Here is a 13,707-nt window from a genome sequence, read left to right as displayed (position 1 = left end):
CGTCCAGGGCCGACGGGGCTCGTCGGGGACGGGGCTCGTCGGGGACGGGTCAGTGCTCCGGCCGGTCGTCGGCGGCGCCCTCGGTGGTGCCGCCGGTGTCGTCCGCCGCCTCGCCGAGCAGGGCGCGGATCAGCTGTTCGTCGTCCGGGCCGAGGGCGGTGACGAAGCTGGCGAGGACGGCCTCGCGGTCGGTCTCGCCGTCCAGGACCTTCCGCATCCGCAGCGCCGCGAGGCTCGCCTCGTCGGCGGCGGGCTCCCACAGGAAGGATCGGCCCTCGCGCCGCCGGGTCACGGCGCCCTTGGCGAGGAGGCGGGTGAGGATCGTCATGACGGTGGTGTACGCCAGGCCGGCGCCGAGGCGCTCCTGCACCCAGCCGGCGTTCACGGGGCCGCCGGCCGCGCGCAGCGCCCCGAGGACCTGCCCCTCCAACTCGCCCTGCCCGCGCCGCCGCCGCGATGCGGGCCCGTCACCCCGGTCACGCACCATGGCCCACTCCTCTCTACCGCGGGCCCCATCGTACTGACCGCCCACCGCCCCCTTCCCCGGCCGGGGCAAGCCCACGCCCACCAACCGCGACCAGCGGCTCTACGCCGAGACGACCCCGGCCGGGGCCCCGGACCGACGGCTCAGGCCCCGCCGCCGCCCCCTCCTCGCATCCGTTCCGCGACCCCCCTCCGCAGCTCCGCGAACTCCTCGCTCGTCCGCAGCTCGCCCGCCGCAGCGGCGCGGGGCAGGTCGACCCGCACCTCGTCGACGATCCGGCCCGGGTCGGCCGCCATGATCAGGACGCGGGAGCCGAGCAGTGCCGCCTCCTCCGCGGAGTGGGTGACGAAGACCACCGTCGTACGGGACTCGGCCGCGAGGGCGCGTACCTCCTCCTGCAGGCGTTCCCGTGTGAGCGCGTCGAGCGCGGCGAAGGGCTCGTCCATCAGGAGCACCCGGGGTTCCGTGGCGAGCGCGCGGGCGATGGCCACCCGTTGCTGCTGTCCGCCCGACAGCTCCCACACCCGCCGCCGCGCGGTCCCCGGCAGCCCGACCCGTTCGAGGAGTGCCGCGACCCGTGCCGCCCGCTCGGCCCGCGGCACGCCCCTGCGGGCGAGCGCGAACGCGATGTTCCCGCCGACGGTGCGCCACGGGAACAGCCGCGGCTGCTGGAACACCACCCCGAGCCGTTCCCGTACGTCGACCGCCCCCGCAGCCGGCCGCTCGAACCCGGCGACCGTCCGCAGCAGCGTCGACTTGCCGCACCCCGAAGGCCCGACAAGGACCACGAACTCGCCCTCGGCGACAGCTAGTTGAACATCCCGTACGGCCGTCACGGGCGCCCGCGTCGTCCCGTACCGCACGGTCACCCCGTCGAGGGAGATCACCGGCGCACCCGTTCCCGCCCCCGACGCCCCGGCGCCTTCCGCGCGCACCGTCGTCTCACTTCGCAGCATCGGCCAGCTCCCGCACCGCGAGGGCCGAGCGGAGCGCGTCCTGCGACGGCACCGCGTCGACGGCCTTCTGGTCCTTGAGGAAACGCGCCGCGTCGTGCAGATGCGCGGCCAGCTTCCCGGGGCGGCCGGGCGTACCGAGATGCTCGGGCCCGCGCTGCTCGTCCGCCGTGAGGAGCACCAACTGCGACAGCTGCCGCTTAGCCTGTGCCGGGCTCACGTTCAGCTCGGCGGCGATGGCGGCCGCCGCCTTGTCGGGGTCCTTCCTGGCCAGCCGTACTGCCCGGTCCTGCGCCCGCAGCCACGCCGTCACGATGTCCGGGTGCTTCGCCGCGAACGCGTCGGTCACCACGCCCAGGTCGGCGGTGGGCCGGCCCGCCTCGGCGACGTCACGGCTGGTCGTCAGCGTACGGCCGTCCTTCGCGAGCTCGTCGAGCGTCGGCGTCCACACGTACGCGGCGTCCACGTCCCCGCGCTGCCAGGCCGACAGCACGTCCTGCGGCTGCAGGTCGACGAGGCGTACGTCGCCCGCGCCGAGGCCCGCCGACTCCAGGGCGGCGAGCAGCGAGTAGTGGGCGGTCGAACCGAAGGGCGTGGCCACCTTGCGGCCCTTCAGCTGCTTCACGGACCTGATGCCCTTCTTCGCCACCAGCGCCTCGTTGTCCCCGATCACGTCATGGATCCACGCGACCTTGTACGGGATGTCGAGCGGCTCGGACAGGCCCTTGGTGACGGGGCTGGAGCCGGCGAGGGCCACGTCGACGGCGCCGGAGATCACGGCCGTGTTGACGTCGGCCCCCGAGTCGAACCGCACCCACCGCACGTCCGCGTCCGGCACGGCCTTCTCCAGCAGCCGCTGATGCTTCACGACCAGGTCGGCGTTGGGTATCGCCTGGTACGCGATCCGCACCTGGACCCTGCCCCCGGCCCCGGACGCGTCGGGCGCGCCCGTGCCGCAGGCCGTCGCGGTGAGCGTGAGGGCGGCGGCAGTGCCGAGACCGAGCCCGCGCAGAACGGTACGGCGCGAGGGGGAGGGACGGGACATGACGTACTCCGAGAGAGAAGGGTAAGGGTCAGGAGGTGGGGACAACTGCAGGTCTGCGGCAAGGAATTGAGGGTGTGTCATGTGCGGCCGCGCCAGGGGACCGTCGCGCGTTCGAGCGCTCTGAGCGTGGCGTCGAGGACGATCCCCGACAGGCCGATGGCCAGGATTCCGGCGATGACGAGCGCCGTCTGGTTGTAGCGCTGGGCGTCCCGGATCAGGCCGCCGATGCCGGGCACGCCGTTCACGGTCTCGGCGGCGACCACGGAGGTGTACGCGACGCCGACCGCGATCCGGACGCCGGTGAGGATCTCCGGCAGCGCCGCCGGCAGCCGCACCGCGAACAGCAGCGACAGCGGACCGCCGCCGAGGCTCCGCGCCGCCTCCACCAGGTCGCCGGGGACCGTGCGGACGGCGGCGGCCGTGGCGGCCGCGATCGGCGGCAGCGCGGCGATCACAAGCAGCCAGATCTTCGGCGACTCGTCGATCCCGAACCAGATGACGAGCAGCGACAGATACGCGAGCGGAGGCAGCGTCCGCAGGAACGTGACCGCCGGTTCGAGTACCACCGCCACCGGCTTCACCACCCCGATCACGAGCCCGAGCGGCACCCCGACGAGCACCGCGTACCCGGTGCCGACACCGATCCGCCGCAGGCTCACGCCCAGGTGCTCGGCCAGCAGATAGCCGCTGTGCCCGCGCACCCCGTCGTGCACCGTCGACGCCTCCACGAACGCCCGCCACACGTCACCGGGCGACGGCACCAGCACCCGCGGCCACCACCCGGCGACCACGACCAGCTGCCACAGGCCGAGCAGCACGAGCAGCGCCACGGCCCGCAACGCCACCCAACGAAGCCCGGACAAACGGGAGTTGGACCTCTCGGCGGAGGGCGCGGCGGTGCTCGCCCAGGTACCGGAATCCGCAGCCGCCACACTCATCGGGCGCCCCCGGCGGCAGTGACGGACCCCTCGCCGGTTGCGGACCCCTCGGCGGCCACGAGGGCCCCCAGCCGTGGTGCGACCTCCTCGCCGACGCGGAACGCCTCCTCCAGGTGCGGATAGCCGGAGAGCACGAACTCGTCGACGCCCAGCGCCCGGTACTCGTGCAGCCGCTGCGCCACCTCGTCGTGCGAGCCCACGAGCGCCGTGCCCGCACCCTCCCTGACCAGGCCGATCCCCGCCCACAGGTTGGGCGCCACGGTCAGCCGCGCCGCGTCGGCCGCCCCGCCGTGAAGTGCCGTCATGCGGGCCTGCCCGGTGGAGTCCATGCGCGCGAACCGCTCCTGACTGGCCCGTACGGCCTCCGGGTCCAGGCCGCGCAGGATGCGGTCGGCCTCCGCCCATGCCTCCTCGGCGGTGTCGCGGCTTATGACGTGCAGCCGAAGTCCGAAGCGCAGCGCGGGATTTCGGCCGCGCAGCCGCCCGATCCGCTCGGCGATCGCGGCGGGCGGCTCGCCCTACAACAGCTGTACGTCCGCCCGCCGCACCGCCACGTCCTCGGCGGCCGGGGAGGCCCCGCCGAAGTACAGCGGCACGGGATGCCCGGTCGCCGGATCGGTCAACTGGGCGCCGTCCAGGCGGAGATGGGCACCTTCGTGGTCGACCCGCTCGCCGTGCAGCAGGGCCCGGAGTACGGCCATGACCTCGTCGGTGCGCGCGTACCGCTCGTCGTGCGCCAACTGGTCGCCGTACGCCCGCTGTTCGGCCGGGTCGCCGCCCGTGACGACGTTGAGGCGCAGCCGCCCTCCGCTGAACCTCCGGAAGGCGTCGGCCTGTTGGGCGAGCAGCGTGGGACTGGCGAAGCCGGTACGGAACGCCACCAGGAACTCGATGCGCTCGGTGAACTGGGACAGCGCCGAGGTGACGATCCACGGATCGACGCAGCCGAGTCCGACGGGCGTCAACAGCGAGGTGAACCCGGCGTGTTCGGCGGCCTTCGCGACCTGCGCGAGATAGCCGATGTCGGCCGGGCGACGGGTGGCGGCACCGGTTCTGGCCTGCACGGACGTGACCCCGCCCGGGTCACGACCGTCACCGCCGGTGGGCAGGAACCAGTGCAGCAGAGGCGGTGGGGTGGACATGCGGAGACCTCACGGTGAGAAGGAAGCGCGCAGGGGAGGGCGGACGGCGGCGACGCAGGCGCACGTACGCAGGGGTGTACGCGGCAACGGGAGGCGCGCGACTCGTCGTACGGAACCAGTGCGGCAAGCGTCAACCAGCCCCTGCACGGCAGGAGTTGGGTAAGGAGAAGGAAGGGGGGCCTACGGCCTCAAGAGGCGGCCGGGTGGCTGCGGCAGGCGACGCGAGGCGTCAGCGAGGCATCAGAGAGGCGTCAGCAACAGGCCGTGCGGGCCCCGGAACCGGGCCGACACAGCATCGTCGAGACACGCAGCAGATCCACGTGACGACGCGACACCAGACGGGCAGACATGCGTCGCATCCTCGCCGGTGAACGCGCCCCACCACAACCGGCATCCGCATGCCGGACAGGACGGTATCGGATTCCGGGACGCGGTATTCCGCGACCGGTCCTTTCCGGGAACAGGGAAGTGCCCCGGACCGGTGGTCGGTCCAGGGCACTCGGGAGCGCGACTGTCAGCGCGTCGTGTAACCGCCGTTGAGGAAGATCGTCTGCCCGTTGGCCCACCAGCCGTCGGTGAGCAGGTGGCGGACCCAGGGCACGATGTCCTCGATCTTCGTCAGATCCCCGTTCATCGCCGAGGACTTGTGGTACGCCACCGAGCCCTCGTCCTCCGCCGGGTAGAAGAACGGCGTGTCCATCGGGCCGGGAGCGATGTTGTTGACCGACACGTTCCGGCCGAACAGCTCCTTCGACAGAGCCCGCGTGAAGTGCTCCACCGGCGCCTTGCTGCCCGCGTACGAGGAGTAGAGCCCCGTGTACGCGGCGAGCAGCGAGGTCAGGACCGTGATGATCTTGCCGCCGTCCTCGATGCGCCGGGCGGCCTCGCGCATCACGAAGAACGCGGCCTTGGAGTTGACCGCGAACATCCGGTCGTACTCCTCCTCCGTGATCTCCGTGAACGGCTTCTTCAGCACCATCCCGGCGGTGTTGACGCTGAAGTCGAGCTTCCCGTACCGCCGTACGACCTCGTCGAAGACCCGCTCCACCTCCGGGACGCGGGTCAGGTCGGCCTGGACGGTGAAGGCCTGGCCGGGGCCCGCGTTGATCTGGTCGGCCACGTCCTCGGCCTTGGCGCGCGAGGAGTCGCTGTTGTAGTGCACCGCGACGAGCGCGCCCTCCGCGCCGAGCGTCGTGCTGATGAGCCCGCCGAGATTGCGGGACGCGCCGCCGACGAAAGCGACCTTGCCGTCGAGTGTCCTGTCCGGGGTGCTGACCATGACGGGCCCTCCTGAGCCGGGTTCCAACTGGCGTGCCACGGCCGCTCCGGGCGAACGGAAACCGTGACGCCACCAGCGTCGCCCGCAGGCCCCGCCCCGATCTTGAACGTTCCGACCGGCTCTGGAACGAACCGATCGTCGGTACGGGAAGGAGGTGCGCGACCCGGGCGCGGGCGGGCTACGCCGACCCGTCCCGCAGCATCCGCGGCGTGGCCCCCTCGTACCGGCGCATCGTGCGCGTCAGATGGCTCTGGTCGGCGAAGCCGGACTCGGTCGCGATGTCGGCGATCGGCCGGTCCGTACGCGTCAGTTGGCGGCGCGCGTGGTCGAGCCGGCGCAGCGTCACGTACCGGTGCGGGGACTCGCCCGTCGACGCGCGGAACGCCCGCGTGAAGTGCGACTCGCTGACCCCGGCCACGGCGGCGAGCTCCGCGAGCGTGACCTGCCCGGCGAGGTTGGCGTGGATGAAGTCGACGACCTCGGCCAGCCGACGCGGACTCAGCCCGCCCGGACGCGTACCCGGCGCCCGCCCCTGCCCGGCCAGGCGCAGCACCACCGCCGCCGCGGCCTGCACCAGCGACTGCGCGTACAACGTGTCGGGCTGCCCCGGGCGGCCGTACTCGTCGACCAGGCGCTCGAGCAGCATCCGCAGCAGCGGATCCGTGAAGTGGAAGTGCGGCGCGAGCTCCACGGGGCCGCTCGCCCCGCCCTCCGCCGCCAGCTTCTCCAGCCACACCGGGTCGATGCCGAGCAGCATCAGCTCGACGTCGTCCTGCCAGCGCGGGCGCGCCGCCCAGCCCGCCGGGTTGATCAGCGCCTCCCCGGCGTGGAACCGCTCCCGCCGCGCCGTGCCGTCCGCCGACCAGCGCAGATCCGCGGGCCGTCCGGTGTGCACGACCAGGACGTGCACGGGCGGACCCACGGGCGCCGGCGCCACGTCGGACGTGCCCGCCGCCCGCTCCACCGCACGCTCGGCGACGGCGTGCCCGAGGTCGCCGCCGCTGCTGTGCAGACACCGCAAATGGGGCTTGATGTGCGAAACGCTCACCGTCCCAGTATCCGCCCGCCACCTCCCGGCCCGAAACCGGAACGGAAGCACCGGCGGTCAGGGGAGCGGAAGCACCGGCGGCCACGGGCCGCGAACCTGAAGACGGCTTCAGGTGGCTTCAGGAGGGCTTCAGCTTCGCTGCGCGACATTGATGCACGTCAAGAGCGAACGACAGGGGAGGACCCTCATGAAGCGCAACATCGTCATCGCCACCGTCGCGGCAGCGGCTCTCATCGGCGGCGGCTCCGCGCTCGCCTTCGCCGGCAGCGACGACGACACCGGCCGCTCCGACACGCGTACGCAGCAGAGCGACTCGCAGATCACGCTCCAGGACGACGACACGGACGACGGCGACCGCGACGACCGGGGCGACCGGGACGACGCCCGCGACGCGAAGGACGACCGCGACGACCGGGGCGACCGCGACGACGCCCGTCCCGCCGACGCCAAGCTCACCGCCGTCCAGGCCATCGAGGCGGCCCTGAAGCAGCAGTCCGGCACGGCCGTCTCCGCGGAGCTGGACGAGGAGGACGGCGACGACAACAAGGCCGAGCGCCTCGCCTGGGAGGTCGACATCCTCGGCAAGGGCGACGCCTGGCACACGGTCCACATCGACGCCGCCACCGGCAAGGTCATCGGCAAGGAGACCGAGGACGAGCGCGACGACGCCCGCGAGGCCCGCGCCGCCCTGAAGGACGCGCGCACGGACGCCGCGCAGGCCGCCGAGACCGCCGCCGCGAAGGGCTTCGTCACCTCCGTCGACCTCGACGACGACGGCCGCGCCGGCCATGTCTCCGAGGGCTGGGAGATCGAGACCGCCGCCGCCGACGGCCACGACCGCGACTGGAACGTCGACGTCCGCAGCGGCAAGCTCACCGTCGACCACGACGACCGCCACGACCACGACGGCCGCGACGACTCCGACGACGGCGACCGCGACGGCAACGACGACTGATCCCGCAGCGTCCAGTACCAGAAGACGAGTTGTGCGGGAACAAAGCGGAAGAGTTCCGTGAGAATGACCGCACAACTGCCACGTCGCTCACTCGACTGGGCCTATAGTCGGTCGCATGGCCCAGAAGGTAATTACGACATACGTGGACGACCTGACCGGCGAGGAGTCGGAGCAAATCGCCACGCACAGCATTCTCGTCGACGGTGCGGGTGTGGAAATCGACCTCACCGACGAGAACTACGAGAAGCTGCTCGAACTGCTCAACCCCTATCTTCACGCGGACGGCGCCCGTCGAATCCGCGGCGGCGCCAAGCCGAAGGGGAAGCGCAAGCCGGCCGGTGGAAAGTCCGACGACTCGTCGGCGATCAGGGCCTGGGCGAGGGAGAACGGATACGAGGTGAGTGAGCGCGGCCGCGTCCCCGCAGCCGTCCGCGAGGCCTACGAATCCGCCCGCTGAACCACCGATTTCAAGGAGTGCCGCCGTCGCCGGCGGCACTCCTTTTTTGCGTGCAAAGCCCAGGGAATGACGCCGAGTTCACCGGTCCGAGGGCGGCGGGCCGCACGCGGTAATTCAGTCGAGTTCGATGTGCGAACGCCTCTGCGAAGCGTCCCGCTCCCTCGCCGCGACCGCGGCGCGTACGACGGATTCGTACTCGTCGTGCGGCAGCATCATCGTCAGTCCGAACAACACGGCCCAGGCGACGTCGGATTCCTCCAGCGTGCCGGGAATGTCGGTGCGATACAGCTCGCGGCCGAGATGGGCGGTGGGGAGTTCCCGTGGCTCGGGCGACTCGGCGTGCCGGGTCAGCGCGCGGTCGGCGCAGTCGAGGAACGTCCCGTACCGGGCCTCGCCCAAGAGCTCTTCCAGCTGGCGCAGTTGGGCGTGCGCCGTACGGATCCGCAGAGGCCACTGACGGCTGGAACCGAAGCGCTCTTCGAGCGCGGCGGTGAGCGTGATCTGCTGAAAGAGCGTGTCGAGAAGGTCGTTGCTCATGATCCGCATGTTCCGACCCATGATCGTGAACGCGACGAGGCGCACCGCACCGGCCGCCCCACGACACCCGATTGGCATGACACGGCCGCCCGTTCCGGCGGGGAAGGGGCGGCCGTGTACATCCCGAAGATCCTGGTGCGTCCTGAACCCTAGGCGGCGGGCAGCGCGGACTCGATCGCGGACGTCAACTCCTGGGCGTCCGGCTCCGTCTGCGGGGAGAAGCGGGCCAGCACCTCTCCCTCCGGGCCGACCAGGAACTTCTCGAAGTTCCAGCGGATGTCGCCGCTGTGGCCCTCCGCGTCCGCGGCGGTGACCAGCTCCGCGTAGAGCGCGTGCCGGTCCGGGCCGTTGACGTCGGTCTTCTGCGTCAGCGGGAACGTCACGCCGTACGTCGCCGAGCAGAACGTGGCGATCTCGTCGGCGGTGCCCGGCTCCTGGCCCATGAACTGGTTGCAGGGCACGCCGAGCACGGTGAACCCGCGCGCCCCGTACTGCTCCTGGAGCTTCTCCAGGCCCGCGTACTGCGGCGTGAGCCCGCACTTGGAGGCGACGTTGACGACCAGGACGGCCTTGCCGCGGTACTGGGCGAGGTTCGCGGGGCCGCCCTGCAGGGCGTCGATCTCCACGTCGTGGATGGACATGCTGCTCCTTGCGTCGGGTTTCTCGGTCGGTGCTGTGCCGTGCGCCGGGTCTGCGCCGTGCACCGTGTCTGTCCTGTGCACCGTCGATTGTCCCTCGCGCGCGGGCGGCCGCGACGGCCGCCGCCGGCCTGAGAGTGCTCCGGCGGCGGCCGCGGGGCGCCGGGCGCGCGGTGCTCCCCTCCGCGGCGCCCGGCGCGCGCCGTCCTCACCGGCCGTGGGGTGTGCGGGAGTTCACCCCGGGTGGGTACTGCCGGGAGGACGGGCCGGAGTCCTGGCCGATGTCGGCCTGGCCACGGCTCCGGCCGCCAGGCCATGTCCTCCCCGGATCGTAGGACCGCGCGCACGGCCCTGCCCAGGACCCCGGAGTCCTTCCTGGCCGGGCGGCGTGGGCCCGCAGCGGGCGGTGCGGACGGTGCGCGGACCGGCGCCGGGAAGCGGGGGAAGGGAAGTTGTTTCCGAGGGGTAGGCCACGCGAAGCGCTTGTTATACGGTCTGTCTAACAAGCGGGTGGCGCGATCCGACCACCCGCTGCACCGCGGCGCCCGCGCGCGCCGGCGGGCCCGCGCCAGGGACGGAGTGCGGCCCCGCACCGGACCGCGCGGCGCCGCCCGTGCACCCCTGCCCCAGCGCATCAGCACAGCACCACCCTTCGACATCACCTCGACGCGAGGAGCCGCAGCATGGCTGGCAGCATCATCGGTTCACCGGCAGAGACCGGCGCGCCGTCGCACGTTCCCTCGTCCACCGACTCCACCGACGCCGCCGACTCCGACGTCGCCCGGCGCCTCCTGGCGTCCTCGGCCACGCTGTCGTACGACCCGGCGACCGAGGTCGACTGGGAGACGCCGCTCGACAAGGACTTCCACGGCGCGAGCCCGGAGTGGAGCACCCTCTACGGCACCGCGTACTGGCGGGAGTTGAGCGAGGAGCTGCGCAAGGAGCTCACCCGGCAGGAGGCCGCCTCGGTCGCCAGCACCGGCATCTGGTTCGAGATGATCCTGCAGCAGATGATGCTGCGCGACATGTACGCCAAGGACCCCACCGACCCGCGTTTCCAGTGGGCCCTGACCGAGATCGCAGACGAGTGCCGGCACTCGATCATGTTCGCGCGCGGCGCGAAGAAGCTCGGCGCCCCCGCGTACCGGCCGAAGCGCGCCGTCGTCGAACTCGGCCGCGCCTTCAAGACGGTGGCCTTCGGCGAGGCCGCGTACGCCGCGATCCTCGTCGCCGAAGAGGTCCTCGACGTGATGCAGCGCGACTGGATGCGGGACGAGCGGGTCGTGCCGTTCGTGCGCACCATCAACAACATCCATGTCGTCGAGGAGTCCCGGCACATGAAGTTCGCCCGGGACGAGACCCGCAAGCGGCTCGCGAAGGCCGGGCCCGTGCGGCGGCAGATCCACGCCCTCGTCATCGCGATCGCCTCGTACGTCATCGTCACCAGCATGGTCAACGCCGACGTCTACGAGCACGCGGGCCTCGACCGGAAGCGGGCCGTCCGGGAGGCCAGGGCCAACGAGCACCACAAGTCGATGATGCGCGCGAGCTGTTCGGGCCTGATGGAGTTCCTCGCCTCGTGCCGCCTGCTCACCAAGCCGGCCCTGGCGTTCTACAAGCGCGCCAACCTCGTCTGAGCCGGCCGCCCCCGCCGCCCCACCCACCGAACGACGCGACGCGTACCACCGAGCAGACCTGAGCGGATTCGAGCTGACCAGATGACCTACGCCATCACCCAGACCTGTTGCAGCGACGCCACCTGCGTCGCCGTGTGCCCGGTCAACTGCATCCACCCCACCCCGGAGGAGCGGGCCTTCGGCAGCACCGAGATGCTGCACATCGACCCGAAGTCCTGCATCGACTGCGGCGCCTGCGCCGACGCCTGCCCGGTGGACGCGATCTTCCCGGTCGACAGCCTGTCCCCGGCGCAGCGGCCGTACGCGGAGATCAACGCCGCGTACTACGAGGACCCCGAGCCCCGGCCGGAGGCCGACGGGCCGAACTTCCACGCCTGGGGCGAGCCGGTCTTCGAGCGCAGTCTGCCGTCGGACTTCGGCCCGGTCCGCGTCGCCGTCGTCGGCACCGGCCCGGCCGGGATGTACGCCGCCGAGGACCTGCTCCTGCACACCAACGCCGAGGTCACCCTGATCGACCGGCTGCCGGTGGCGGGCGGGCTGGTGCGGTACGGGGTCGCGCCCGACCATCCGCGGACCAAGAAGGTCTCGGAGACCTTCGCCCGGTTCCACGACCACCCGCGGGTCCGCATGGCGCTCGGCATCGAGGTGGGCCGGGACGTCACCGCCGAGGAGATCGCCGCCCACCACGACGCCGTGATCTACGCGGTGGGCGCCTCCGCCGACCGCCGACTCGGCATACCCGGCGAGGAGTTGAACGGAAGCCTCGCCGCCGCCACGTTCGTCGCCTGGTACAACGGCCACCCCGACACGGCCCCCGACGCGGTCGACCTGAGCGCCGAGCGCGTGGTCGTCGTCGGCAACGGCAACGTCGCCCTCGACGTCGCCCGCATCCTCGTCGCCGACCCGGACGAACTCGCCCGCACCGACATCGCCGACCATGCGCTGGCCGCCCTGCGAGCGAGCAAGGTCCGCGAGGTGGTGCTGCTCGGGCGGCGCGGCCCCGAACACGCGGCGTACACCCGCTCCGAACTCCTCGCGCTCAAGCACCTGCCGGGCGTGGAGCTCGTCGTCGACGACGAGGACCCGCGCACCGTCGCCGCCGTCGACGCGGCCGGGCCCCACGACAAGGCGGCCCTGCTCGCCGACCTGCCCCGCCGCACCCCCGACTGGTCCGGCGCGCCCGCCGAGGGCCGCCGCATCGTCTTCCGCTTCCACTCCGTCCCGGTCGCGGCGACGGGGGAGGACGACACCGTACGGGCCGTGCGCGTGACGGCCGGACCCGCCGCGGAAGGTCAACAGGCGGGCGGTGAACGGGAGTTGGCCGCCGGAATGCTGCTGCGCGCCGTCGGCTACCGGGGTGTCGCTGTGCCCGGACTGCCCTTCGACGAGGCCACCGGCACGGTTCCGCATACGGCCGGCCGCGTCGAGGGGCGCCCCGGCACGTACGTCGTCGGCTGGATCAAGCGCGGCCCGTCCGGCGGGATCGGCGCCAACCGGACCTGCGCGGCCGAGACCGTCGGCACGCTGCTCGCCGACGCCGTGGCGGGAACCCTGCCCGCGCCGACCGGCACGCCCCGGTCCTTCCAGCGCCTCGCCCGCCGCCGCAACCGCCGCCTCGTCGACGCCCGCGGCCAGGCCGCCATCGACCGCGCGGAGATCGCCCGCGGCCGGGACACGGGCCGCCCGCGCGCCAAGCTCACGACGGTCGCGGAGCTGCAGTCGGCGGCCCGTTCCGGGCGGTGGACGCTCACTCGGTGAGCCGCGGCGTGGTCCCTGCGGTCCAGGGGGTGCGGGACGGGAGAAACTCCGTTGCCCCGCACCCCCGGCCCCGGCTAAAGTCCCGGACGTGACTGCCGGGTCGGCCATGGGCCACGTACGAGTTGGGTTCCCGGCCTCGGCTTGAGCGCGAGGCGGGCCCGCGCCCCGCCCTCTTCCTCCGCGTCCCCGTTTTCCCGTACGGAATCCACGACCCGGAGGAACCTCCCGCATGACCACGAACGACCCGTCGGCGCAGCAGCAACTCCCCACCGCCGTCGCCCAGTTGAACCACACCGCCGTGTACGCGAAGGACCGGGCGCTCTCCGCCGAGTTCCTCGCGACGATCCTCGGCCTGGAGGTGGGCGCGCCGTTCGGGCCCTTCCTGCCCGTCGACCTCGGCAACGGCGTCACCCTCGACTTCTACGAGAAAACCGACGAGCCCGTCCAGTCGCAGCACTACGCGTTCCTCGTCCCGGACGAGCAGTTCGACGGCATGATCGCCCGGCTCGACGCCGTCGGCGTCACGTACTACGCCGACCCCTCGCACACCGAACCCGGCCGTATCAACCGGCTGTTCGGCGGCCGGGGCGCGTACTTCGACGACCCCGACGGCCACAACATGGAGATCATGACGCGCCCGTACGCGCGCCCGTAAGGGGAGGGGGCAGCGGCCTGGGGCTGTCGGCGGCCTGGCCCTGCCGGGCTCGCGTCCTCAATTGCCGGACGGGCTCTGTCGGTTCCCCTCCCCGCCCCTTCCCGAAAGCCTCCGGCGGTTTTCGTCCGTGTGACCCGCCGTCGTGGCTGGTCGCGCAGTTCCCCGCGCCCCTTTCGGGGCC

13 protein-coding genes and 1 pseudogene are annotated in these 13,707 nt (G+C 72.4%); 5 read left to right on the top strand and 9 right to left on the bottom strand.

What is annotated here, in order from left to right; all coding sequences use genetic code 11:
• Positions 1 to 49 precede the first annotated feature (49 nt).
• From ACIDOF_RS21775 to ACIDOF_RS21745, 7 genes and pseudogenes are all read right to left on the bottom strand, one after another.
• Positions 50 to 487, bottom strand: a complete 438-nt coding sequence (locus tag ACIDOF_RS21775) for a BlaI/MecI/CopY family transcriptional regulator (RefSeq protein ID WP_409007661.1) — start codon at positions 485 to 487, stop codon at positions 50 to 52.
• A 140-nt stretch (positions 488 to 627) separates the two neighbouring features.
• Entirely contained in the window at positions 628 to 1,440 is an 813-nt protein-coding gene (locus ACIDOF_RS21770; protein ID WP_409007660.1) for an ABC transporter ATP-binding protein, read from the bottom strand.
• Complete coding sequence (locus ACIDOF_RS21765) at positions 1,427 to 2,482, bottom strand: glycine betaine ABC transporter substrate-binding protein (protein WP_409007659.1); 1,056 nt, start codon at positions 2,480 to 2,482, stop codon at positions 1,427 to 1,429. Before ACIDOF_RS21765 ends, ACIDOF_RS21770 begins: the two co-directional genes overlap by 14 nt.
• 77 nt (positions 2,483 to 2,559) lie before the next feature.
• Positions 2,560 to 3,420 (bottom strand): ABC transporter permease, encoded by an 861-nt coding sequence (locus ACIDOF_RS21760; RefSeq protein WP_409007658.1) that lies wholly within the window; start codon positions 3,418 to 3,420, stop codon positions 2,560 to 2,562.
• Positions 3,417 to 4,562 (bottom strand): annotated as a pseudogene (locus ACIDOF_RS21755) (LLM class flavin-dependent oxidoreductase). Before ACIDOF_RS21755 ends, ACIDOF_RS21760 begins: the two are co-directional and overlap by 4 nt.
• Before the next feature lie 514 nt (positions 4,563 to 5,076).
• Entirely contained in the window at positions 5,077 to 5,841 is a 765-nt protein-coding gene (locus tag ACIDOF_RS21750; protein ID WP_409007657.1) for an SDR family oxidoreductase, read from the bottom strand.
• A 178-nt stretch (positions 5,842 to 6,019) separates the two neighbouring features.
• Positions 6,020 to 6,889 (bottom strand): helix-turn-helix domain-containing protein, encoded by an 870-nt coding sequence (locus ACIDOF_RS21745; RefSeq protein WP_409007656.1) that lies wholly within the window; start codon positions 6,887 to 6,889, stop codon positions 6,020 to 6,022.
• Between the two features lie 187 nt (positions 6,890 to 7,076).
• Between ACIDOF_RS21745 and ACIDOF_RS21740 the strand changes: the two genes are divergently transcribed.
• Complete coding sequence (locus ACIDOF_RS21740) at positions 7,077 to 7,844, top strand: PepSY domain-containing protein (protein WP_409007655.1); 768 nt, start codon at positions 7,077 to 7,079, stop codon at positions 7,842 to 7,844.
• A gap of 115 nt (positions 7,845 to 7,959) precedes the next feature.
• Positions 7,960 to 8,301 (top strand): Lsr2 family protein, encoded by a 342-nt coding sequence (locus ACIDOF_RS21735; RefSeq protein WP_409007653.1) that lies wholly within the window; start codon positions 7,960 to 7,962, stop codon positions 8,299 to 8,301.
• Positions 8,302 to 8,415: 114 nt separating this feature from the next.
• Here ACIDOF_RS21735 and ACIDOF_RS21730 read toward each other — a convergent pair whose 3' ends face one another.
• Together ACIDOF_RS21730 and ACIDOF_RS21725 are read right to left on the bottom strand one after the other, a co-directional pair.
• Positions 8,416 to 8,838 (bottom strand): hypothetical protein, encoded by a 423-nt coding sequence (locus tag ACIDOF_RS21730; RefSeq protein WP_409007652.1) that lies wholly within the window; start codon positions 8,836 to 8,838, stop codon positions 8,416 to 8,418.
• A gap of 149 nt (positions 8,839 to 8,987) precedes the next feature.
• Positions 8,988 to 9,479: a glutathione peroxidase gene (locus ACIDOF_RS21725; RefSeq protein WP_409007651.1), complete on the bottom strand. Its 492-nt coding sequence runs from the start codon at positions 9,477 to 9,479 to the stop codon at positions 8,988 to 8,990.
• A 680-nt stretch (positions 9,480 to 10,159) separates the two neighbouring features.
• Between ACIDOF_RS21725 and ACIDOF_RS21720 the strand changes: the two genes are divergently transcribed.
• The 3 genes from ACIDOF_RS21720 to ACIDOF_RS21710 all read left to right on the top strand — a co-directional run bounded on the left by ACIDOF_RS21720 (position 10,160) and on the right by ACIDOF_RS21710 (position 13,526).
• Complete coding sequence (locus tag ACIDOF_RS21720; RefSeq protein ID WP_409007650.1) at positions 10,160 to 11,113, top strand: AurF N-oxygenase family protein; 954 nt, start codon at positions 10,160 to 10,162, stop codon at positions 11,111 to 11,113.
• An 81-nt stretch (positions 11,114 to 11,194) separates the two neighbouring features.
• Positions 11,195 to 12,871, top strand: coding sequence for an FAD-dependent oxidoreductase (locus ACIDOF_RS21715; RefSeq protein ID WP_409007649.1), 1,677 nt, complete (start codon positions 11,195 to 11,197; stop codon positions 12,869 to 12,871).
• 229 nt (positions 12,872 to 13,100) lie between these two features.
• Positions 13,101 to 13,526, top strand: a complete 426-nt coding sequence (locus ACIDOF_RS21710) for a VOC family protein (RefSeq protein WP_409007647.1) — start codon at positions 13,101 to 13,103, stop codon at positions 13,524 to 13,526.
• The last annotated feature ends 181 nt before the right edge of the window (positions 13,527 to 13,707 follow it).

It is taken from the genome of Streptomyces sp. Da 82-17, assembly GCF_046098215.1.
Classification (GTDB): domain Bacteria; phylum Actinomycetota; class Actinomycetes; order Streptomycetales; family Streptomycetaceae; genus Streptomyces.
This window is presented reverse-complemented; position numbering and strand designations above follow the sequence as displayed.